The following is a 21,921-nucleotide window of genomic DNA, read 5'->3' as shown; positions in this document are numbered from 1 at the left end:
GGAACGGCAGATGCTGGACTCGGGCAGAGCCACTACGGGCAGCTATCGCCGGCCGCGTCGCTTGGCCTGTTCCCCCGCGCCCTTCGGCCGAGATTCCGGAACCGGACCCATCTCGTCCAAGTTCGGCTTGCGCGGACGCGAGACCGGTTTGGCTTCGCCGCCGCCCCAGTTATGCGGGCCCATGTCCTCATCGGTGGGTTTGCGCGCCCGTGTCGGCAGGTTCGCCGACGCGCCGTAGCTGCGCTCCCCCTTGTACTTGCCAGCCGAGGCCTCGACATCGCTCTGGCGGGCGAGCGGGTCATCGGAGATGGCGAGTTCGGTCGCCTGCAGGCGCTTGATCTCGTCGCGCAGGCGGGCGGCCGTCTCGAATTCGAGATCGGCGGCAGCCTCGCGCATGCGCTTCTCGAGATCGGCCAGGGCGGCCTTGAGGTTGTGCCCGGCGATCGGCGCATCGACCAAGCCCTTGTCGACCGTGACGTGGTCGCGCTCGTAGACCGAGCCGAGGATGTCGCCGATGGCGCGCTTGATCGTCTGCGGCGTGATGCCGTTCGCGAGGTTATAGGCCTCCTGCTTCTCGCGGCGGCGATTGGTCTCCGCCATCGCGCGCTCCATCGAGCCTGTGATGTGGTCGGCATAGAGGATGACCTTGCCGTCGACATTGCGGGCGGCGCGGCCGATGGTCTGGATCAACGAAGTCTCGGAGCGCAGAAAGCCTTCCTTGTCGGCGTCGAGAATGGCGACGAAGCCGCATTCCGGGATGTCCAGGCCCTCGCGCAGCAGATTGATGCCGACCAGCACGTCGAAAGCGCCGAGGCGGAGATCGCGCAGGATCTCGATGCGCTCGATCGTGTCGATGTCGGAATGCATGTAGCGCACGCGCACGCCGTTCTCGTGCAGGTACTCGGTCAGGTCCTCGGCCATGCGCTTGGTCAGCACGGTGACGAGGCTGCGGTAGCCCTTCTCGGTGACCTCCTTGATCTCGTCGAGCAGGTCGGCAACCTGGTGCTTGGCGGGGCGGACCTCGACCGGTGGGTCGATCAGCCCGGTTGGACGGATGACCTGCTCGGTGAAGACACCGCCGGTGCGGTCCATCTCCCAGCCGCCGGGCGTCGCCGAGACATGCACCGATTGCGGGCGCATCGCGTCCCATTCCTCGAAGCGTAGCGGCCGGTTATCCATGCAGGACGGCAGGCGGAAGCCGTATTCGGCCAATGTCGCCTTGCGGCGGAAGTCGCCCCGGTACATGCCGCCGATCTGCGGCACGGTGACGTGGCTCTCATCGGTGAAGACCAGCGCATTGTCGGGCAGGTACTCGAACAGGGTCGGCGGCGGCTCGCCCGGCTTGCGGCCGGTGAGATAGCGCGAATAGTTCTCGATGCCGTTGCAGGAGCCGGTCGACTCGATCATCTCGATGTCGAAGGTGCAGCGCTGGTCGAGCCGTTGCGCCTCGAGATAGCGCCCCATGCGATTGAGCTCCTCAAGGCGGGCCTTGAGCTCCTCCTTGATCGACTTGACGGCCTGGGTCAGCGTCGGTCGCGGCGTGGTGTAGTGCGAATTGCCGTAGACTTTCACGAATTCGAGGTCGGCCGTCTTCTGACCGGTGAGCGGATCGAATTCCGAGATGCTTTCGACCTCGTCGCCGAACAGGCCGATGCGCCAGGCGCGGTCCTCATAGTGGGCCGGGAACAGCTCGATGACGTCACCACGCACACGAAAGGTGCCGCGGGCGAAATCGCCGAGCGTGCGCTTGTATTGCAGGGCGACGAGATCGGCGATGAGCTGGCGCTGCTCGATGCGCTCGCCGAGTTTGATGGCGAAGGTCATCGCCGTATAGGTCTCGACCGAGCCGATGCCGTAGATGCAGGAGACGCTGGCCACGATGATGACGTCGTCGCGCTCCAGCAGCGAGCGCGTGGCCGAGTGGCGCATGCGGTCGATCTGCTCGTTGATCGAGGATTCCTTCTCGATAAACGTATCAGAACGCGGGACGTAGGCCTCCGGCTGGTAGTAATCGTAGTAGGAGACGAAGTATTCGACCGCGTTGTCGGGGAAGAAGCTCTTGAACTCACCGTAGAGCTGTGCGGCCAGCGTCTTGTTTGGGGCGAGGATCAGAGCCGGGCGCTGCGTCTCCTCGATCACCTTGGCCATCGTGAAGGTCTTGCCGGAGCCGGTGACGCCGAGCAGGACCTGGTCGCGCTCCTGCCGTGCGACGCCGTCGACGAGATCGGCGATCGCGGTCGGCTGGTCACCCGCAGGCTCGAAATCCGACTGCATGCGGAAGGCGATTCCGCCCTCGGACTTGTCCGGCCGGGCCGGGCGGTGTGGCGTCCAGGGCTTGCCTGGATCGATGAAGGGGCTGCCGGACTCGAGCAGGTGCTGCAGCGAATGCGCGGTGACGGAGGCCGCGGTCTCGCCTTCGGCTTCGCCGAAGGCGGAGGCCGCGTCGTTCTTCTTCGGCTTTTTCTTCAGCTTGGTGTCGCCGGGGCGCGGCTCGCCATAACCGGCCTGCGGCAGGTCGCTGAAACCGGAGGCGCCGCCCGGGACCGCCCTGCCGCGATTGATCGCGGGATTGAGCAGATCGGCAAGATAGCCCTCGAGCGGCTTCAACTCGGGCTTGGTGGCCTTGGAGTTCGGAGTGCGCGCGGAGGCGGGCTTCTTTGCAGGCTTAGCCTTGGCGGTCGTGTCGGAGCTTTTCGGCATGGCGGCAATATGGGGCGAAACCGGTCGGAGCGCGAGGGGTACGCCGTCGCAGCAGGCGGATAACTGACAGCAGGTGACAGGAGTACACTGTGCCAGGAGCAGCCGGATTGAAGCAGTCCCGGGGCGGGCGCGATGCAAGTCCGGCTTTCATCGCACGCCGGCGCATATCGAGACGGATCGAGGCTTATCCGCGGGACTTGGTCTTGCCGCAGCCGCCGGACATGTTGAGGGTCACGGCTGCGCGAATGAGAGTCTTCAATGCCCCTTCGTCAATCGTCTCACCCTCGTGGATGTCGATGGCCCGCCTGGTGTTGCCATCCAGACTGGAATTGAAGAGGCCCGATGGGTCGTCGAGTGAGGCCCCCTTGGCAAAGGTCATTTTGACGACGCTCTTGTAGGTCTCCCCAGTGCAGATCAATCCGTCGTGGGACCACACCGGAACCCCTCGCCATTTCCACTCCTCGACCACCTCGGGATCGGCTTGTCTGATCCATGCGCGGAGCTGGGAGAGCATCTTGCCTCGCCAGTCGCCCAGCTCCGTGATCCGCCCGTCGATCATCTGAGACGGGGAGTTTTCGTTCTGGGACTCGCTCTGGCTCATGATCTTCCCTTCTCTCCGGAACTCTCGCTTCTGGGATCGGGCCAACCGTCTGCTCGAGCTCGCAGCGCAACCTCTCGAAGAGGCTGGGCCGGCCGGCAAACGTCTTGGAGAGCACGGTGCGTCTGCACGGATCACAACGCATAACTCTCTGGCTATTGATCTGCATTCATAATCATTGGGCTATCCGTCAGTCAATCGAAGCCTGCGCGCGCAACGATCGCCGTTGCCCCTCCCGGACGATCGCCGTCGGGTCTCGCAACTCAGGATCAAGGTGGCCGCGATGGACGGCCCGACGCAAGCGCGGCGCTCTTCCGGCATCGGCTGCCCCCTTGGGAACGAGACTGCGCTCGTGATCCGGGGCCAGGGGCAGCGCGCGATGGCTCTGCTCTTGATGGTGCGGCCGGACACGGGGGTGTAGACTGTTCGGGTCTTGTCTTCGGCAGTGCCTGATCCCCATCTCCAAGTGATCGCCGCTTCAGATTCCAGCATCGGGTTGGCGCTGCATCGCAAGCAGTCGTGAGGACGTAACACTGAAAGCTGTGGTCCGGTTCGCCGGATGTGCCGAGATCAATAGGAGGAGGCCAGAATGACTCGCGCCTTCGTCAAGGAAGCCGAGGAAAGAGGGACCCTGGACGAGCTGCCGGACCGGCCAGTCTCGCCTCACCCAAACCTCGTGACGCCTGAAGGGCTCGCACAGATCGAGGCCCAGCTGGCGCGCTGGCATGACGAACACGCGGCGGCGTTGGCCGGAGGCGACCGCACCGAGATCGCTCAGACGCGGCGCGAGTTCCGCTACTGGGCGGCGCGGCGCGCCAGCGCCAAGCTGGCCCCTGCGCAGGAAAGGCACGACATCGTCCGCTTCGGCTCGACAGTGACGATCCGCCGGGCTGATGGGCGCGAGCAGAACTGGCGGCTGGTCGGCGAGGACGAGGCCGATCCGGCACACGGAACGCTGCCCTATGTCGCGCCGTTGGCGAGCGCGCTGATGGGCAAGGGCATTGGCGAGAGCGTCAGCATCGGCACTGAGGCGGTCGAGATCATCGCGATCGCCTGAGGCGATCGTTCAGCTATCCGCGAGCCAGGCCTGAATCCCTGCTGCAGCTGCGACTCCGGTCGCGAAACAGGCCTGCAGCAGATAGCCGCCGGTCGGCGCCTCCCAATCCAGCATCTCGCCTGCGACAAAGGTACCGGGCAAGCGTTTCAGCATGAAGCCTTCCTCGATCTCCGCGGCGGCGACGCCACCGGCGGTGGAGATCGCCCGCTCGATCGGCCTGAGACCGGTCAGCACCAGAGGCGCGGCCTTGATCAGTGCGGCCAGCCTCTCCGCGTCTTCGGGGAGTGGCCCCTTCGCCGCTTCGCGCAGCAGCGCAATCGCGGATGGAGCAAGACCTGCAGCCTTGCGCAGATGATTGCTCATCGTCACGCCCTTGCGACGATGCGCGAGGCGCTGGACCAGCAGCGCCGCCTCGTGATCGGGCCGCAGATCGATGGTGATGACCGCCCTGCCCTCGCGCAGGATCGTCTCGCGGATCGGGGCAGAGAGTGCATAGACCGCGCCGCCTTCCAGACCCGTCGCATCGATCATCGCCTCGCCGGGCACGGATTGGCCGCCGAAGCTCAGGACGATGCGTTTCAACGGTACTCCGGCAAAACGCTCTCGCATGGTCTGGGACCAATCGACCGTGAAGCCGCCATTGGCCGGGCGCAGCGGCGCAATCGCAATTCCGCGCGCCGCCAGCAAGGGCGCCCAGCCACCATCCGAACCCAGCCGTGGCCAGCTCGCGCCGCCGAGCGCGAGCAGCGTCGCGTCGGGCCGCACCTCGACCTCGGCGCCATCGCGGTGCCGTAACGTCAGAGCTCCCGCCGCGCTCCAGCCGGTCCAGCGATGACCAGGCGCGAAGCTGACACCGAGGCCCTCGAGCCGGCGCAGCCATGCCCGCAGCAAGGGCGAGGCCTTCATGGCGCGCGGGAAGACGCGGCCGCTGCTGCCGACGAACGTGTCCTGCCCGAGCGCATCGGCCCAGTCGCGCAGGGATTGTGGCGGGAAGGCGCGAATGGCCGGCTCCAGCCAGGCTTGCGCATCGCGATAGCGGGGCAGGAAGCCGTCGAGCGATTCGGAATGGGTGAGGTTCAATCCGCCGCGCCCGGCCAGCAGGAATTTGCGGGCCGGAGAGGGCATGCGATCGTAGATCGTGACGGTGTCCCCGGCTGCCGCGAGGCGCTCGGCCGCGATCAGCCCGGAGGGCCCTGCTCCAATGATGGCGACGTGATGTGTGGGCATCGGTCCGGCTTGCCGTCAGCGCGCCCTGCGGTCAAGGGTAATCCCGCCCCGAAGGCCATCGACAGGGACGAACCATGCCGACCATCGCCGCTTATCTCGGCGCAGCCATTCTCGAAATCGCCGGCTGTTTCGCGTTCTGGGGCTGGCTCCGGCTCGGCAAGCCGGTCTGGTGGCTCGTACCCGGACTGTTTTCGCTCGCCCTGTTCGCCGGGCTGTTGACGCTGGCGGAGAGCGAAGCCGCCGGACGGGCCTATGCCGCCTATGGCGGCGTCTACATCGTCAGTTCGCTCGTCTGGCTCTGGGCCGTGGAAGGCTTTCGCCCCGACCGCTGGGACATTATCGGTGGGCTGATCTGCCTCGCCGGCGCGGCGATCATCATCGCAGGGCCGCGCTAGGGTATCGGCCCGAAAGGTGGATTGCGGTTTTCGGGAAGGCCGATGCAACCATAGACGGTTAGATCGTCGGGCGGATTCGATATCCGGCCCGATGATCCAAGTCCCCGATGATCCAAGTCTCAGCTCCGCGCAAAGGTCTCGTCGAAGGCATAGCCGGCACCGCGCACGGTCCGCAGCGGGTCCTTGGCGTTGTCAGGAGTGATCGCCTTGCGCAGCCGGCCGACATGGACGTCGACGGTGCGCTCGTCGATATAGACGTCGCGGCCCCAGACCGCGTCGAGCAGCTGGGCCCGGGAATAGACCCGCCCCGGCGCCTGCATCAGGAATTCGAGCAGGCGGAACTCGGTCGGGCCGAGATGCAGCTCGCTGCCTGAGCGGCGGACACGGCGGGTGGTGCGGTCGAGTTCGAGATCGCCGGCGGCCAACAGGCCGGCGACATGACCCGGCTTGGCGCGGCGTAGCAACGCCTGGATGCGGGCGATCAGCTCGGGCAGCGAGAACGGCTTGACGACATAGTCGTCGGCCCCGGTGGCGAGGCCGCGCACACGCTCGGTTTCCTCGCCGCGGGCGGTGAGCATGATGATCGGCACCCGCTCGGTATCGCGACGGGTCCGCAGCCTCCGGCAGAGCTCGATGCCGGAAAGGCCCGGCAGCATCCAGTCGAGCAGCACGAGGTCCGGCGTATGATCGCGCAGATGCAGCTCGGCATCGTCGCCACGCGCGACGCTGTCGACCTCGAAGCCCTCGGCTTCGAGATTGTAGCGCAGCAACAGGGTCAGCGGCTCTTCGTCCTCAACGATCAGGATGCGTGCAGGCATGTCTCACTCGGTCCCAAAGGTGTCGGGCGCCGGTCACTCACCGGTGGCGGCGTCCAGAAGGATATTGGTCGTGTCGAGCTTCGGGCGGGCTGCGTCCAAGGCTTCGCCCGTGACGAGATAGTGGATCGTCTCGGCGATGTTGGTGGTGTGGTCGCCGATGCGCTCGACATTCTTGGCGCAGAACAGGAGATGCGTGCAGAAGGTGATGTTGCGCGGGTCTTCCATCATATAGGTGAGCAGCTCGCGGAAGAGCGAGGTATAGAGCGCGTCGATCTCATCGTCGCGGCGCCAGACCTCCATGGCCTTCTGCTCGTTGCTGACGGCGTAAGCGTCGAGCACGTCCTTGAGCTGGGCCTGAACCAGGCGGCTCATATGCTCGAGGCCGACGACCGCGCGCGACGGCGGCTGGAACTGGCCGGAGATGGCGACCGCGCGCTTGGCGATATTCTTGGCGAGATCGCCGACACGCTCGATATCGGCGGCGATGCGGATGGCGGAGATCAGCTCGCGCAGGTCGTTGGCGAGCGGCTGGCGCCGGGCGATGGTGAGCACCGCCTTCTCCTCTACCTCGCGCTGCAGATTGTCGAGGCGCTGGTCGGCGCTGATGACCTTCTGTGCCAGCCCGGTGTCGCGGCGCACCAGGGCGACTGTCGAATCGCCGAGCATGCGCTCCGACATGCCCCCCATCTCGGCCAGGCTGCGGCGGATCCCCTCGAGATCGGCATCATATGAGCGGACGATGTGATCAGTCATCGCGGCGTATCCTTTGTCGGCAAAGCAGTTGGAAGGCTGGGCGCCGGTTCAGCCGAAGCGGCCGGTGACGTAGTCCTGCGTCTGCTTCTTGTGCGGGTTCATGAAAATGGTGTTGGTGGCGTCGAATTCGATCACCTCACCGAGATACATGAAGGCGGTGTACTGCGAGATGCGCGCCGCCTGCTGCATGTTGTGGGTGACGATGACGATGGTGAAGTCGGTCTTGAGCTGCTCGAGCAGGTCCTCGATCTTGCCGGTCGAGATCGGATCGAGCGCCGAGGTCGGCTCGTCGAACAGGATGACTTCCGGCTTCTGGGCAATGGTCCGCGCAATGCAGAGGCGCTGCTGCTGGCCGCCGGACAGGCCCATGCCGGAGGTCTTCAGCTTGTCCTTGACCTCGTCCCAGAGCGCGGAGCGGCGCAGCGCACCTTCGACGCGGTCATCGAGCTCGGATTTCGGCGGCTTCTCGTAGAGGCGGATGCCGAATGCGACATTGTCGTAGATCGACATCGGGAAAGGCGTCGGCTTCTGGAACACCATGCCGACGCGCGAGCGCAGCTCGTTCACATCGATATCGTTGCTGATGACGTTGCGGCCGTCGAGCAGGATCTCGCCGGTGGCGCGCTGCTCGGGATAAAGCGAATAGATCCGGTTGAAGATGCGCAGCAGGGTCGACTTGCCGCAGCCAGACGGTCCGATCAGGGCCGTGACATGGCGGTCCCGGAAGTCGAGATTGATGTTCTTCAGCGCCTTGTGCTCGCCGTAGTAGAAATCGAGGTTCTTGACCGCGATCCGGACGGGGGCCTCGGCATCAAGCGCTTGCGGGCTCAGTTCCAGCGTCGAAAGCATCGACTTGTTCCTTCAGATCGAACGCGACGAGGGTTTAAGGCCGTTCATTTGCCGCCCCGCACGATACGGCGGGCGATAAGCGAGAGGCACAGGATCGAGACGGTGATGATCAGCGAACCGGCCCAGGCGAGCTGCTGCCAGTTCTCATAGGGGGCGGAGGCGAACTGGTAGATCGTCACCGGCAGGTTGGAGACGCCGCCGACGAGGCTGGGCGAGAACCAGAAATTGTTGTTCAGCGCAGTGAAGATCAGCGGCGCCGTCTCGCCGGCGATGCGCGCCAGGGCCAGCAGGATACCGGTGACCATGCCGGATTTCGCCGCCCGCCAGGTCACGCTGGTGATGACGACCGAAGGCGGGGCGCCGAGCGCAGCACCGGCTTCACGCAACGAGCTCGGCACGAGGCGCAGCATGTCCTCGGTGGTGCGTACGATCACCGGGATCGCGATGATGCCCAGCGCCACGCCGCCGGCCCAGCCGGAATAGCCGCGGAATGGCTCGACCAGGATGACGTAGACGAAGAGGCCGATCAGGATCGACGGCGCGGAGAGCAGGATGTCGTTGATGAAACGGATCAAGTCCGCGAGCTTGGAGCCCTTGCCGTATTCGGCAAGGTAGGTGCCGGCGAGCACGCCCACCGGCGTCGCCACGGCGATGCCGAGGAAGGTCAGCACGATCGAGCCGACAATGGCGTTGGCAAGGCCGCCCCCCTCGCTGCCGGGACCGGGCGTGACCTGGGTGAAGGTCGCGACGGAGAGCCCGCCGATCCCCTTCACGAGCAGCATGCCGAGAATCCAGAACAGCACGAAGATGGCGAGAAGGGTGAAGCTGGTGGCGATGATCTTCATCGCCCGATCCGCGGTGCGACGCGCGGGGCGGACGCGGCCCCAGACCTGATGAGGCGTCGTTGCGGGCGGGGTGACGGCGCTGTTCATGGCCAGGCTCCGCTCAGAAGGACTTGACGCGCGCGACAAGGATACGCGCGATCACGAGGACGACGAAGGTGACGAAGAAGAGGATGCAGCCGAGCGCGATCAGCGCGTTGAGCTGCAGGCCCATCGCCTCGTTGAATTCGTTGGCGATGCGCGAGGCAATGGTCGAGCCGGGGTCCATGATCGAGGCCGAAAGCCGGTTGGCATTGCCGACGACGAAGGTCACCGCCATGGTCTCGCCAAGCGCGCGGCCAAGACCGAGCATGATCGCGCCGATGATCGAGACGCCGGCCTGCGGCACCAGCACATGGCGCACGACCTCCCAGGTCGTGGCGCCGATGCCATAGGCGCTCTCACGCAGCACGGACGGGATCTGCTCCAGCATGTCGCGGGTGATCGAGGCGATGAAGGGGATGATCATGAAGGCGAGGATGATGCCGGCCGTCAGGATGCCGAGCCCCGAGGGCGAGCGCGAATACAGCACGGTGCCGACCAGCGGAATGCCTTCGACGATGTTCGAGACCGGGATCTGCACATAGGCCGCGAAGAGCGGCACGAAAACGAAGAGACCCCACATGCCGTAAATGATCGAGGGCACGGCGGCGAGCAGCTCGATCGTCGTCGAGACCGGGCGCTTGAACCAGGGCGGCGCGAGCTGGGTGAGGTAGACGGCGATGCCGAGCGAGAGCGGCACGCCAAGGACCAGCGCGATCAGCGCGGTCGACAAGGTGCCGACGATGGCAGGCCAGGCGCCATACTGCTCGTTCTGGGTGTCCCAGACGCTGGATGTGATGAAACCAAGGCCGAATTCGCGGAAGGCGGGCCAGCCGCCGATGATCATCGAGGCGATGATGCCCGCGAGCAGCACCAGCACGAAGAGCGCGGCGGCCCGGCTGGCATTGCGGAAGACAATGTCGAAGGTGCCCTTTGGAGTGCGGCGAATGGCGGGCGCGCCGGGCGCGGCCATCTGGTCTGTCACGGCAGCCATCCGTGGTTACTCCGGTCGCATAAGAAGCACGAGGAAACGGGTCTCACAAAGTCGAACGCGAGGCGGGAACAACCCGCCTCGCGTCATAGCATGGATCAGAAGATCGGCTTGCCAGCCGGGTCGGTGGCGCCCTTCCAGGCGGCGCGGACCTGATCCTTGACGTTGGCCGGGAGCGGCACGTAGTCGAGATCGAGCGCGAGCTTGTCGCCGTTCTTGAAGGCCCAGTCGACGAATTTCAGCGCGGACTGCACCTCTTCGGGCTTCTCCGGCTTGGCATGGACGAGCAGGAAGGTGGCGGAGGTGATCGGCCAGGCCTGGGCGCCCTTCTGGTTGTTCAACGAGATGCCGAAGCCGGCAGCCTCGTTCCAGTTCGCATTGGCGGCAGCGGCCTGGAAGGACTTGTCGTCCGGAGCCGGGAACTGGCCGTCGGCGTTCTCGACCAGCGCATGGGCCAGTTTGTTCTGCTTGGCATAGGCGTACTCGACATAGCCGATCGAGTTCGCGACCTGCTTGACGGAGGCCGAGACGCCCTCATTGCCCTTGCCGCCGATGCCGACCGGCCACTGCACGGCCGTGTTGGTGCCGATCTTCGACTTCCAGTCCGGCGAAACGCGCGAGAGATAGTCGGTGAAGACGAAGGTCGTGCCCGAGCCGTCCGAACGATAGACCGGGTTGATGTTGGCGTCAGGCAGGGTCAGGCCGGCATTGATGGCGACGATCTTGGGATCGTTCCACTTCTTGATGGTGCCCTGATAGATGTCGGCGATGATCGCGCCGGTGAGCTTCAGCTTGCCCGGCTCGACGCCGGCAATGTTGACGGCCGGAACGACGCCACCCATGACGGTCGGGAACTGGATCAGGCCGTCCTTGGTCAGGTCCTCGCCCTTGAGCGGGGCATCGGTCGCGCCGAACGCAACCGTCTTGGCCTTGATCTGCCGGATACCGCCGCCTGAGCCGATCGACTGATAGTTGAGACCGATATTGGTCTCCTTCTTATAAGCTTCAGCCCATTTCGAGTAGATCGGGAAGGGGAAGGTCGCGCCCGCGCCGGTAATGTCGGCGGCCTGGGCAACGCCGGCCAAGCCGATCGTCGCAGCCGCGAGAATGAGAATTTTGCGCATTAGAGGAGTCCTCGTCTGGGTCGCAGTCTTTAGCAGCCCCGCTAGAACACCTTCCATGTGACAGACAGATGACAGACCGTCACGTTCGCCGTCACATTGGTCAGGACGGGCTCCGCATCATCGCGCCGAGGCGCGGCAGGATCGCCTTGAAGAGGGCGCCCTTGCCGTACTCGCTCTCGATGGTGAGACGGCCGCGATGGCGTAACACGATGTGCTTGACGATGGCGAGACCAAGGCCCGTGCCACCGGCCTCGCGGCTCGCGGCCGTGTCGACACGATAGAAGCGTTCGGTGAGGCGGGGCAGATGCTCGGGCGGGATGCCTGGCCCGTCGTCACGAACGCTGACGCTGGCTTCGCTCGCGCCCTCGACCACATTGATTGCAACCACGCCGCCCTCACGGCCATATTTGATGGCGTTCTCGACGAGGTTCTCCATCAGCCGCAGCAACTCGTCGCGGTCCCCCGCGACTTGGACCGGCTGGGTCGGCGTCTCGAGCTTCAACGCCACCTTGCGCTCGCGTGCCATCAGGGTGAGCGAGTCGACGATCTCGCGCGAAATCGCGGAGAGATCGACAGGCGTGTCCGGCGCGAGATGGGCGCGCAGCTCGATGCGCGAGAGCGAAAGCAGATCGTCGACCAACCGCGCCATGCGCAGACCCTGTTCGCGCATGATGGCGAGAAAGCGGTCGCGCGCGCCGGTATCGTTGCGCGCCGGTCCCTGCAGGGTCTCGACGAAGCCGAGAAGGGAGGCGAGCGGCGTGCGCAGTTCGTGGCTGGCATTCGCCACGAAATCGACGCGCATGCGTTCCGTGACGCGCAGCTCACTCAGATCCTCGAAGGTCAGCACCACGGGATTACGCCAGACGCCGCCGGTCAAAGCTGCGATGTGGATGCGGAATGTGCGCTCGACCGGCACGCGCTCGACCAGCTCGATGACCCGGCGCCCTCCACGGCGCGAAACCTGCTCGATCGCGTCGATCAGGTCGGGGTCGCGCAGGACGAGCGTGAGCGACTGGCCGCGTTCGAGCGCCGGAATGAGCGCGCGCATCGCTGGGCTCAGTGCCTGCGCCACCCCTTGCGCATCGAGCAGCACCACGGCGGAACCCAGCGCCTCGATCAGCGCTGCAGTGGCCGGCGCGTGGGGATCGACGACATCGACCATGTGAACATGCCTATCAGGAGGAAGCTGGCGCCCTCATAGGGGCTGGCACGCGCTCTGCCAATCGCTCCGGGCGAGATGCCCCCCGCACTTGCGAGGCCCCCCACAGCGCGCGGCGACACTGGGCGAAATCCACGCCATCCAGGATCTCAGCAGGAACGAAGCGCGCTTGGGTGGTCACTATCGGCGACGCGCCGGGTGCCGCGGAGGCCGAGGCTGTCTCGACCATGATCGGAATTGCGACCGGCCGCTCTCGCTCAGATAAAGAATGTATTTTCAGCCAATTATCATCGTTTTATTGAGACAACATCGGACTTGGAAAGGCTACGGATAATGACGCTCAATCGATGGAACGATGACCATCGGCATGGCCAGCCATCTTTTGGCCTTCTACGGACACTATTCGGACATGGAACTGCTCAGCCAGACCAAGAATTTGGTGGCTTGAGCCTTCCATTCTCCCTAGTCTTGTTGAGTCTTTTATGCGTCATTTTATCTTGGCTGCATGCGTTGCAGTATGCCTCTCTGCGACCGCTCAAGCCAATGTCCCCGCCGGCAAGGTTTCCTTCCAACCGCAAGTGAAGGGGTTGGGCTGCCTCAAACCGGAAACCCTGGCGATGATCAGCGAGTTGGTCGCCAAGATCGGCCCGATCAAGATCACCTCGACCTGCGGCGGTCGCCATGCCCGGAACTCGCAGCATTATAGCGGAAAGGCGATCGACTTCAGGCCACTAGCCGCCTCTACACGCAGCGCGGTCGCTGCCGCCAAGGCCCTCGCGAGCACCGGCGGCGTCGGTTCCTATTCGAACGGCATCGTCCATGCGGATGTCGGCGCGCGCGAGGCCTCCTGGTATGGGCACAAGCGCAGCAGCCGCCAGGTCGCCTACGCAGCGCGCAGCAGCCGCTAAAGCGTCGATCCGAAAAGTGGATTGCGGCTTACGAGAAAGACGCGGCAAGCAGTCGGATCATCTGACCGGATACGAGATCAGGTCAGATGATCTGAAGGGGCGGCACCCTAGATATCGTGGCGCTTGATGCGGCGGATCATTTCGTGGAGCGCCAGCATCACCAGCGCCAGGATGAAGGGCAGCAGGTAGTAGATGATGCGGAAGAGCAGCAGGGCTCCAAGCACATGGCCATAGGGCAGTCGGTTGAGGGCGACGAGCATCGTCGCCTCAAAGACTCCCAGCCCGCCGGGCGTATGGGCGGCGATGCCGATCAGGCAGGCGAAGACATAGGCCGCCAGGAAAGCCGGATATTCCAGCCCATAGCCGCCGGGCAGCAGTACGAAGAGCACGGCGGCGGCGGCGCAGACCTCGCAGGCGCCAAGTGTCATCTGGCCTAGCGTGATGCCGAGCCCCGGCAGCGGCAGATTCCAGCCGCGGACCCGGAAAGTGCGTTCGTCGGTCGCGACCCAGACGAGATAGCCGAGGATGGCGAGCCCCGTGGCGCCACCGACGACCTGCACGACCCAGGGCGAGGTGCGCGCGAGCATCGCGACAGAATCGGTGGCATAGAACAGGCAGGCGCTGAGGATCGCGCCGAGGCCGAGCCAGAAGGTCAGGCCGGCGATAATCGTCAGGCGAGCGACCTCGGAGGCGCGCACCCCCTTGGCCGAGTAGATCCAGTAACGAACGGTGCCGCCCGTCACGATCGGGAATCCGAGCGTGAAGGACACGGAATAGCTGGTGAAGGAGGCGAGTGCGGTCGTTCGGTAGGGGATCGACATCCCCAGCCTTCTCAGCGCCAGCGCATCATAGCCGGTCAGCAGCAGATAGCTCAGCGCGGTGAAGCCGAGCGCCAGCCCGATCTGGCGGCGGCTGGCATCGGCGAAGGCACCGGCTACCTGGCCCGGCTCCATCTCGCGGATGATCAGCCAGAGGACGGCCAGCGAAGCGACGAAAATGACCGTGCTGGCAAGTGGGCCGAGCCAGCGCCAGCGACTGCGTTTGCGCAGCGGCATTCCGGGCTCGTGCGGGCCGTACGACATGCTCTCTCGTGGTCAATTGCGCGAGGTGGGAATGTGCTCGCGTCGATTGCGGACGGGAGGCACCGCAGCGCCCCGGCCCCGACAGATAGCGCCTCGGCCGCGATCCACAAGACGGGACGACGCGGCGAATGCGCACCATGAAGCTGACGCAGGTCGTGTCGGGCCGGCATTGCGACGGCCCGACGACAACTGTCCGCTTCAGCCCAAGCTTTTGGCCAACCTCAGGTTTCTCCGGCTTGAGCCGCAGCGAAGAATGCCTCCGGCCCCTCGATCTCGACCAATTTGCGATTCTCGATCAGCCAGAAGCGATTGCCGACCGCCCTGACGAAGCTGCGGTCATGCGAAACCAGCAAGCAGCTCGCCTCATGCGCCATGAGTTCGCCCTCCAGCGCCTCCTGCCCTTCGATGTCGAGATGGTTCGTCGGTTCGTCGAGCAGGTAGAAATTCGGATTGGCCAAGCGCAAGACCAACATGGCGAGCCGCGACTTCTGCCCGCCCGAGAGCGCGCCGATCCGGCTGCTCTGCATGTCGATCGACACTCCCGCCCCCGCCAGCAGGCTGCGCGCCGGCTGGTCGCCGACATCGAAGCGCCGGGTGATCACGCCATGCGGCGTATCGCTATCGGCGAGTTCGGAAAGACTCTGACTGCTATAGCCAAGGGCAAGCGACGGCGTGACCTTGATGCGCGCAGCGTCGGTTTCCGCGATCGCGTCCCTGATCAGGCCAATCAGTCGCGACTTGCCGGTCCCGTTGCGGCCCAGCAGCACGATCCGGTCACCCTGGGTGATCGAGCGCTTGCCGGTCTTGAACAGCAGCGCCGCATCCGGCGTCTCGACGGAAAGATCGTCGAGGGTCATCAGGACCTTGGCATGCGTGCCGCGATTGGCCAGCCTGATCGCGCCCGATGAGCGTTCCTGATAGCCAGGCCTCGCCGCCTCTTCCAGGCGCTCGGCCCTTTGCCTGAGCTGCTTGGTCTTGATCACGAGCAGGTCGCTGCCGGAATTGATCCCGATATTGTTCAGCTTCGCCGCCTGCCGGCGCAACTGCTGCGCCGCCTTCATCTCGCGCTGGTAGCGGCGCTCCTCTGAGGCGTCGACCTCATCCAGCGCGGCGCGCGCCCGCGTATAGGGCAGCGCGAAGACCGGTGAGCTCTCCAGCCTGAGGAACAGCGTGCGATTGGTCACCGCGTCGAGGAAGGCGCGATCATGACTGGAGATCACCACGGGCACGTCGCGCGGCAGACCGTTCAGCCATTCCTCGAGTTGGCTGATCCGGGCGAGGTCGAGATGGTTGGTCGGCTCGTCGAGCAGCAGCATGTCGGGATCGGTCACCCAGACGCTGGCCAGCATGGCGAAGCGTTGCCAGCCGCCGCTCAGCTGCGAAAGGGGGCGCCGGCGAAGCGCCTCGGGAATTTCGAGCGCCTCCAGCGCAACGTCGACGCGCCAGGATTCCGTCTCGGCCTGCTCCATCGGCAGCGCGCGACGGACGAGGTCATAGAGGGGCAATGCCAGCAGCGCGGCGGGAATTTCCTGCTCGAGATAGCCGACGCGAAGTCCGCGCGACCGCGTGATCTCGCCTGTCGTGGGCTCATGGGAACCAGCAAGGCAGCGCAGCAGGGTGGATTTACCCCGGCCATTGGCTGCGACGAGGCCGAGGCGATCTCCCGCCCCGATCGCAAGATTGAGATTGGAAAAGAGCGGCGCACCGAGCGTGACGCCAAGTTTGCGGGCGTTGATCAAAGCCATAATCGTTCTCTGGACTGCGCGAGCCGTTGTCCGGCATCCAGGAAAGGCGCGTTCCACGGCCTTGAGGATGCGGATGCCGGATGCCTGTGCGGCGTCAGCTCGTTGGGTTGGGAGAGGCGCAGTTCACCGGAGCCATGAGGCTCGACGCTGCGCCGCCACGAAGGGCAGACCGGAAGAGAACCGTTGAGCGATCGTCTTTGGGTCAGCCCTGCAAGACAGCTTGCAGGGCCTGAACGGGGCCACGCTGACGATGGTGACGAAAGAACGTAATCACGCAGCCCCCCTTTCTCGAGTGAACGATGGCAACAGCCCTAGCGCCGTTCCAAATCGTTCGCAACTGCGGCTTGCCTCAGGCAGTCTTGCGGAAAACGCGCAGCGTCTTGAACAGGCCGACCTCCTCGACCGGGCGCGACTTCGCCCAATCCGCAATGATCGGCTCGGCCGAGGCATAGGCGAAGGAGCCGGTATAGAACAGGATATAGCCGCCGGCGTCAGTCTGGTCGGTGAAGAGCTGCATCACCTCGAGATCGGTAAGCGCGCCATAGGCATCGTTCTTCTCGCTGCGGAACTCGCAGGAATGGAACAGGGTGACGATATCGAAGCGCGGCAGCAGCTTTGCGTTGCTGGTATAGATGTCGCCGAAATAGGCGGAATAGGTCTTGGTGATCGAGGGGTTCTCAGTCGCCAGCTTGACGAAGGCATCATATTCCTTGGGCGAGGCGGTGATGCCCAGCACCGTGCAGTCGAGCTCCGGCTCGGCGCAGCGGATGCCGATATAGTGATGCCCGCCGGTCCCGAAATGATAGATGCGCTTGCCGGTTAGGCTCTGCTCCTCGAGCCATTCGACGAAATGCACGTCACAAGGGCACTGCTCGACCCGCAGGCCCCAATAGACGTCCCAGATGTTCAGCATGCGATCAGCTCCGTTACAGGCAGGTCCGTCAGACCTGCGGCATGAGGCAAGGCGGGCTTGGTCGGGCCCGAGGCACAGGGTTTCGCGGCAAGGCGGACCGAAACGACCGTCATGTCAGGCCCCGCTCCACCACACTGGCCCTCAGGGCGGGCGTGCCATCCGGATTGGCCATCCGCGCCACGCCGCCGGCCCGCTTCATCACGAGATGGTGGCTGGCGGCCTCCGCAAAGCCAGGGCTCTGGCCCATCAGCAGGATGATGGCGCCGGGCCGCACGGCTCGCAGCTCGGCGATGAGCTCGAGCGCAGTGTCGGTTTCGAGGGCGCTGGTGGATTCGTCGAGCAGGAGCACGTCAGGCGCTTCGAGTTCGGCGCGGGCGAGCGCCAGGCGCTGCCTGTCGCCCGTCGCCAGGAGCTTGTCCCAGTCGCGATGCTCGTCGAGGCTCGCGGCGAGCGCAGAGAGCCCGTAACGGCGCAAGGCATCGGTAAGCGCATCGCCCGGACGGGTCAACGCGGTATCGAGAATCGTGCGCAGGCTGCCTTCGCTCAGGTGCAGGCTGTGCGGCACGACGGTCACCCGCGCTCCCTCCGGCAGGGAAATCTCGCCTCTGCCCCAAGGCCAGAGACCGGCGAGCGCCTGGATCAGCGCCGATTTGCCGAGCCCGAGTTCGCCCGAAAGATGCAAGGTCGCGCCGGCCGGCAGGGAGAAGCTGAGATCGGCGGCCAGGTTGCGGCCATCGCGATCGGTCAAGGTGACATCCGCGAGACACAGCAGAGTGTCAGGGCTTTGCTTCACGGTCAGATGATCATCCGGCCGGCTCTGTTCGACACGGTCGAGCGCGTCGGCCAGTTCGTTGACGCGCCGCGCGGCGGCCAGCCACTCGGCGATGCGCATGAAATTGTCGAGCACCCAGTTGAAGGCGTTCTGCACGGCGACAAAGGCGGCAGCGACTTGAACGACCCCGCCGAGCGACATCTCGCCGGAGAGATATTTCGGCGCGGCCAGCAGCAACGGAACGACCGGAACGAGCGCGCCGCTGCCATTGGTGATCCAGGTCAGCCTGCCGCGCTGGCGGATCATGGCGAGCCAGCGCTGCGCCAGGCTGTCATAGGTGCGTGCAACGGCGCGACGCTCGCCTGCCTCGGCGCGAGCGAGCGCGATCGGCTCGCCATGATCGCGAATGCGCATCAGGGCGAAGCGCAACTTGGCTTCGCCCTCGTTTCGAGCCGCAACGAGGCGCGGCAGCCGGCGGCCGACAATGGTGATCAGAAGCGAAACCAGCACCGCATAGAGGATCGCCGCCAATACGAGATAGGCCGGAATGGTGATCGCCCCGGAGCCGGCCGGAATCGTCAGCGCGCCCCCGATCTCCCAGAGGATCTCGATGAACATCACGATGGTGATGAAAGCCGACAGCAGACCTATGGCAAAATCCACCAGCGGTTCGGTTGCCCAGCGCACATCGTCGGCGATGCGATATTCGGGATTGGCCGGCTCGTCATTCGACAGGCTCAGACGGAAGAAGCGTCGCTCTCCAACCCAGCCGTCAGCGAGCTTTGCCGTTACCCATTGCCGCCAGTGCACCTGGAGCGTCTCGCGCGTGACCAGGATGGCGACGCCGATACCGGCGACAATGAGCGCGAGCACCGGAAAGACCGCCATGGCGGTCAGCGCGCTCTCCGTGTCCTTTTTCTCCAGCGCATCGAAGAACCAGCCGTTCCAGCGATTGACGGTGACATTGACGAAGACGCTGAAGATGATCGATGCCGCCAGCGACAGCGTCCAGAACCAGGCCTTGCCACGGGTCGCTCCACGCCAGAAACCGCCGGTCAAGCCGGCAAAGCGCCAGGCGACCTGCCGATCGGAGGGCAGGCTTTCGGCAATGCCAGGCGCTTCGACTGACTTCAGCAAGAACGATGATCCCCCCGGATCGGAACAACACACGTCCGCGCCCGGGTTTTCCCGGTTGCCGCACACGCCTGCCAGCATGGCGCCTATCCTGCGCTCGATGAACCAAGGCTGAATGATTCTGACCTTGCGGCACCAATGCCACCCCGCAGTTTCGAACTGTTCTATTTATTCAATGAAAACAATAAATTGCACTACAACCCCCTCGCGCGTACTGGATTTCGCCATGTAAGAATCGGTCACGGCGAGGCATCGAGATGGGCGAGATTTCTGCAGGGGACGTGGTTGCGGCAATCGGCAGGAGCGACGAACTCATCATCCAGGAAACGCTGCGGACCAAGGCGACCACCCTCGAACTGCGTCGGGCGCTCGCCTTCGCAAAGGGCCCCGCCAATGCAAGCCCGGCCGCCTATCAGGCGTTGCCGGCGCGGATGCAGCGTCTCGTCGACCTGCTGACTGCTGCGCTCGAGGCATCGGCGCAGCCGCTCGGTCCCGCCCAAGGTGAGAAACCCAACCATCGGCGAGAGGACGCGCACCGTGCCGCTTGAACTGATCCATGACGAGAACACCGAGGCCGCCCGCGCCGCGCTGCGGCAGGTGGTTATGACGGCATTCTGCAACGCCTTGCACGATTCCCAGCTCGCCCCGATGACCGTGATGCGGCTCGCCGCCGAGGCAATCGGCTCGATCTATCGCGAGGTCTCCGATGCCCATCGCCATGAGGACGCTTGTCCATGCGGCTGGCGGCCGAGCCCGGAGCAGGATATCGACGCCCTGCAGGTGGCCCTAGCGCGTCTGGCAAGACCGGCGCCGATCGCCGATCTGAGGCTGGTCGAGGTTGCCGGCCGGGCTTAAATCATCGGTGATCTGAGTCTTCGGGTTTGCATCGGCTTTCCCGAAGGCCGCAATCCACTTTTCGGACCGATGCTTCAAGCGCGGGCACGCGCGAAAGCGCCAACGATCGAGGACGTGAGGACATGAACCAGAGCCAGGCGGCCCTTGCCGCAGCGCCCGGGGATGGCGAGACGCTGCTGCGCCTGCTCGAAACGCGCCGCTCGGTCGGGATGACGATGCTCAGCGAGCCGGGCCCGGATGCTGCAGCGCTGGCCCGCATCCTGACGATCGCCGCCCGCGTGCCCGATCATGGCGTGCTCGAACCCTGGCGCTTCATCGTGCTTGCGGGAGAAGCGCGCAAACGGGCAAGCGAGCGCGTCTCGCGCCTCTATGCCACCGAGAACGCGGCGATGGATGCCGAGAAGCGTGAGAAATTCACCGGGATCATCGGCCGCTCGTTGACCTATGCGCCCCTGATCGTCCTGGTCGTCAGCAAGAGCGACCCCGAGGCGCGTGTCCCGGTCTGGGAGCAGGATCTCTCCGCCGGGGCGGTCTGCATGAACCTGCTCACCGCAGCCCACGCGCTTGGCTTCGGCGCGAACTGGCTCACCGGCTGGGCCGCCTACAGCCCCGGCGTGCACGCCCTGTTCGGGCTTTCGAGCGGCGAGAAGCTCGCGGGCCTCGTCCATATCGGCACGATGAAGGAAGCGCCGACCGAGCGCCGGCGCCCCGATATCGAGGCGATCACCACCGTGTGGACGGGGACGGACTGATCCGGCGCCGAGGGGCCTGGGTCAGACCAGGGCCGGGCTGCCAGCTGCGCCGATCGTCTGACCGAGATAGCTGCGCTCGAAAGTCTCCATCACCGTCGCCACCATCTTGCGGGCGACATGGAGCTGGTCCTCCTCGAAAGCGATGGCACGCGGCGAGTTCAGGACGATCTCGTAGCTCGGGAAGTAATCGACGAAATCGAAGCGCCGGTAGAGCTCCTCGGCGACGGCGCGCAGCACCGATTTCGAGGCGCTGTTGGCCACGATGACGTCGGCATCCTTGAACGTCGCGCCTAGCGGCACGGGCGAAACGGTAACGATGAAACGCATCTCCGGATGGCAGTGCTCGCGGATCAGCGCGATCGTGTCGAGCATGTCGTTCAGGGTTGCCTCGTAGCCGTAATCGACGAAACGGAAGCGCTCGGGCATGCGCGAGAGCCAGGTCGGGCCGGGATGGATATTCATGGCGAGCCCGGTTTCGGAGTCGAGCCAGGTCTCGGTCAGCCCCAGCGTAAAGAAGCAGATCCGCGCGTCCCTGATTCGCGAGGTCGCGACCGTCAGGCGCTTGCGGTTGGCAAGCGCGGTCTGCTGGTCGAGCAATCTCAGGCCGCTGGCGTGCGGATCGAACCACTGGTCGGGGGCGAGCTCGATCAGCCCTTCATGCGGATAGGATTCGTCGAGCAGGACGCGCTTGAGCTCATGCGTCATGGACCGCACCGAGTACTTGTTGAGCGCGCCGCGACTCAGACTTCCGCGCGCCGCACCACCGCCGCGGCCCGTCGCCTCGTTCCAGCTCTCGAAATGCTCAGCCGGAACGCCGTGGCCTTCGAGCAGGAGCGACAGCCCACGCATCATCAGGATGTTCTCGACCTCGCGCGCGAAGCAGGAGCCCATCGTAAAAATCGGCCAGGCCGGATCGATCTGGAACTTCGGCTTATGCTCGACCGAGAGATAGTTGCCGGTCGTCAGTCGCTCCTTGGCCATGCGCTCGGGCTTGCCCGAGATCCAGCCGCGCACCGGATTGCCGCGCATGATCGTGAGCGCGGTGCCCGCGTCGTATTCGATCTTCATGGTCTGCTCCTGCCGCTCCTGGCCGCCGACACCATGCCGCCGGCCTCTTTCAGGGTGTTCGGTTCAGGCGTCCCCACAGCTTACGCGCTGCGGGGAAG

21 protein-coding genes are annotated in these 21,921 nt (G+C 65.1%); 6 read left to right on the top strand and 15 right to left on the bottom strand.

The features are described 5' to 3' along the window. Positions 1 to 42: 42 nt before the first annotated feature. Positions 43 to 2,700 carry an excinuclease ABC subunit UvrB gene (uvrB, locus tag AB4118_RS16695; RefSeq protein WP_441490784.1) on the bottom strand — a complete coding sequence of 886 codons (2,658 nt, stop codon included), beginning with the start codon at positions 2,698 to 2,700 and terminating at the stop codon, positions 43 to 45. 184 nt (positions 2,701 to 2,884) lie between these two features. Continuing rightward, on the bottom strand, positions 2,885 to 3,301 hold the full coding sequence (locus AB4118_RS16690; RefSeq protein ID WP_441490783.1) for a DUF1801 domain-containing protein: 417 nt from the start codon (positions 3,299 to 3,301) through the stop codon (positions 2,885 to 2,887). A 586-nt stretch (positions 3,302 to 3,887) separates the two neighbouring features. Here AB4118_RS16690 and greA point away from each other — a divergent pair. Then, positions 3,888 to 4,355 carry a transcription elongation factor GreA gene (gene greA, locus AB4118_RS16685; RefSeq protein WP_441490782.1) on the top strand — a complete coding sequence of 156 codons (468 nt, stop codon included), beginning with the start codon at positions 3,888 to 3,890 and terminating at the stop codon, positions 4,353 to 4,355. Between the two features lie 9 nt (positions 4,356 to 4,364). Here the strand turns inward: greA and AB4118_RS16680 are convergent, their stop codons facing one another. Continuing rightward, positions 4,365 to 5,582 carry a TIGR03862 family flavoprotein gene (locus AB4118_RS16680; RefSeq protein WP_441490781.1) on the bottom strand — a complete coding sequence of 406 codons (1,218 nt, stop codon included), beginning with the start codon at positions 5,580 to 5,582 and terminating at the stop codon, positions 4,365 to 4,367. 74 nt (positions 5,583 to 5,656) lie between these two features. On the opposite strand from AB4118_RS16680, the gene AB4118_RS16675 reads away from it, so the two are divergent. Then, entirely contained in the window at positions 5,657 to 5,977 is a 321-nt protein-coding gene (locus AB4118_RS16675; protein ID WP_441490780.1) for a YnfA family protein, read from the top strand. 119 nt (positions 5,978 to 6,096) lie between these two features. Here the strand turns inward: AB4118_RS16675 and phoB are convergent, their stop codons facing one another. The 7 genes from phoB to AB4118_RS16640 form a co-directional block, all read right to left on the bottom strand. After that, positions 6,097 to 6,795 (bottom strand): phosphate regulon transcriptional regulator PhoB, encoded by a 699-nt coding sequence (gene phoB / locus AB4118_RS16670; RefSeq protein WP_043235687.1) that lies wholly within the window; start codon positions 6,793 to 6,795, stop codon positions 6,097 to 6,099. Positions 6,796 to 6,828: 33 nt separating this feature from the next. Next, positions 6,829 to 7,548 carry a phosphate signaling complex protein PhoU gene (phoU, locus tag AB4118_RS16665; RefSeq protein ID WP_069878062.1) on the bottom strand — a complete coding sequence of 240 codons (720 nt, stop codon included), beginning with the start codon at positions 7,546 to 7,548 and terminating at the stop codon, positions 6,829 to 6,831. Between the two features lie 48 nt (positions 7,549 to 7,596). Beyond that, positions 7,597 to 8,397, bottom strand: a complete 801-nt coding sequence (gene pstB, locus AB4118_RS16660) for a phosphate ABC transporter ATP-binding protein PstB (RefSeq protein WP_069878064.1) — start codon at positions 8,395 to 8,397, stop codon at positions 7,597 to 7,599. A gap of 44 nt (positions 8,398 to 8,441) precedes the next feature. Next, positions 8,442 to 9,329 (bottom strand): phosphate ABC transporter permease PstA, encoded by an 888-nt coding sequence (gene pstA / locus AB4118_RS16655; RefSeq protein WP_441490779.1) that lies wholly within the window; start codon positions 9,327 to 9,329, stop codon positions 8,442 to 8,444. A 13-nt stretch (positions 9,330 to 9,342) separates the two neighbouring features. Beyond that, positions 9,343 to 10,314: a phosphate ABC transporter permease subunit PstC gene (gene pstC, locus AB4118_RS16650; protein WP_069878068.1), complete on the bottom strand. Its 972-nt coding sequence runs from the start codon at positions 10,312 to 10,314 to the stop codon at positions 9,343 to 9,345. 95 nt (positions 10,315 to 10,409) lie between these two features. Continuing rightward, positions 10,410 to 11,435 carry a phosphate ABC transporter substrate-binding protein PstS gene (pstS, locus tag AB4118_RS16645; protein WP_441490778.1) on the bottom strand — a complete coding sequence of 342 codons (1,026 nt, stop codon included), beginning with the start codon at positions 11,433 to 11,435 and terminating at the stop codon, positions 10,410 to 10,412. Positions 11,436 to 11,535: 100 nt separating this feature from the next. Next, positions 11,536 to 12,597 carry an ATP-binding protein gene (locus AB4118_RS16640; RefSeq protein ID WP_441490777.1) on the bottom strand — a complete coding sequence of 354 codons (1,062 nt, stop codon included), beginning with the start codon at positions 12,595 to 12,597 and terminating at the stop codon, positions 11,536 to 11,538. Between the two features lie 614 nt (positions 12,598 to 13,211). Here AB4118_RS16640 and AB4118_RS16635 point away from each other — a divergent pair. Then, positions 13,212 to 13,502 (top strand): hypothetical protein, encoded by a 291-nt coding sequence (locus tag AB4118_RS16635; protein WP_441490776.1) that lies wholly within the window; start codon positions 13,212 to 13,214, stop codon positions 13,500 to 13,502. Between the two features lie 107 nt (positions 13,503 to 13,609). On the opposite strand, the gene AB4118_RS16630 is transcribed toward AB4118_RS16635, so the two are convergent. The 4 genes from AB4118_RS16630 to AB4118_RS16615 all read right to left on the bottom strand — a co-directional run bounded on the left by AB4118_RS16630 (position 13,610) and on the right by AB4118_RS16615 (position 19,229). Then, positions 13,610 to 14,557, bottom strand: coding sequence for a lysylphosphatidylglycerol synthase domain-containing protein (locus AB4118_RS16630; protein ID WP_441490775.1), 948 nt, complete (start codon positions 14,555 to 14,557; stop codon positions 13,610 to 13,612). Positions 14,558 to 14,805: 248 nt separating this feature from the next. Next, positions 14,806 to 16,329 (bottom strand): ABC-F family ATP-binding cassette domain-containing protein, encoded by a 1,524-nt coding sequence (locus AB4118_RS16625; RefSeq protein ID WP_441490774.1) that lies wholly within the window; start codon positions 16,327 to 16,329, stop codon positions 14,806 to 14,808. A 349-nt stretch (positions 16,330 to 16,678) separates the two neighbouring features. Continuing rightward, the gene (locus tag AB4118_RS16620; RefSeq protein ID WP_441490773.1) at positions 16,679 to 17,242 is read right to left on the bottom strand and encodes a hypothetical protein; all 564 of its coding nucleotides are present in this window, start codon (positions 17,240 to 17,242) and stop codon (positions 16,679 to 16,681) included. Between the two features lie 109 nt (positions 17,243 to 17,351). After that, a complete protein-coding gene (locus AB4118_RS16615) occupies positions 17,352 to 19,229 on the bottom strand; it encodes an ABC transporter ATP-binding protein/permease (protein ID WP_441490772.1) in 1,878 nt (625 codons plus the stop codon). 176 nt (positions 19,230 to 19,405) lie between these two features. Here AB4118_RS16615 and AB4118_RS16610 point away from each other — a divergent pair, with 176 nt between their 5' ends. The 3 genes from AB4118_RS16610 to AB4118_RS16600 all read left to right on the top strand — a co-directional run bounded on the left by AB4118_RS16610 (position 19,406) and on the right by AB4118_RS16600 (position 20,755). Beyond that, positions 19,406 to 19,696, top strand: coding sequence for a hypothetical protein (locus AB4118_RS16610; RefSeq protein WP_441490771.1), 291 nt, complete (start codon positions 19,406 to 19,408; stop codon positions 19,694 to 19,696). Continuing rightward, on the top strand, positions 19,686 to 20,003 hold the full coding sequence (locus AB4118_RS16605) for a hypothetical protein (protein ID WP_441490770.1): 318 nt from the start codon (positions 19,686 to 19,688) through the stop codon (positions 20,001 to 20,003). Before AB4118_RS16610 ends, AB4118_RS16605 begins: the two co-directional genes overlap by 11 nt. Before the next feature lie 122 nt (positions 20,004 to 20,125). Next, positions 20,126 to 20,755 (top strand): nitroreductase family protein, encoded by a 630-nt coding sequence (locus tag AB4118_RS16600; RefSeq protein ID WP_441490769.1) that lies wholly within the window; start codon positions 20,126 to 20,128, stop codon positions 20,753 to 20,755. A 21-nt stretch (positions 20,756 to 20,776) separates the two neighbouring features. Here the strand turns inward: AB4118_RS16600 and AB4118_RS16595 are convergent, their stop codons facing one another. Continuing rightward, entirely contained in the window at positions 20,777 to 21,823 is a 1,047-nt protein-coding gene (locus tag AB4118_RS16595; protein ID WP_441490768.1) for a GSCFA domain-containing protein, read from the bottom strand. Positions 21,824 to 21,921: the final 98 nt, after the last annotated feature.

The sequence above is a fragment of the Allobosea sp. 2RAB26 genome, assembly GCF_052115465.1.
Lineage (GTDB): Bacteria > Pseudomonadota > Alphaproteobacteria > Rhizobiales > Beijerinckiaceae > Allobosea.
The sequence above is the reverse complement of the archived record's forward strand: the minus strand, read 5'-3'. Positions and strand labels throughout refer to the sequence as shown.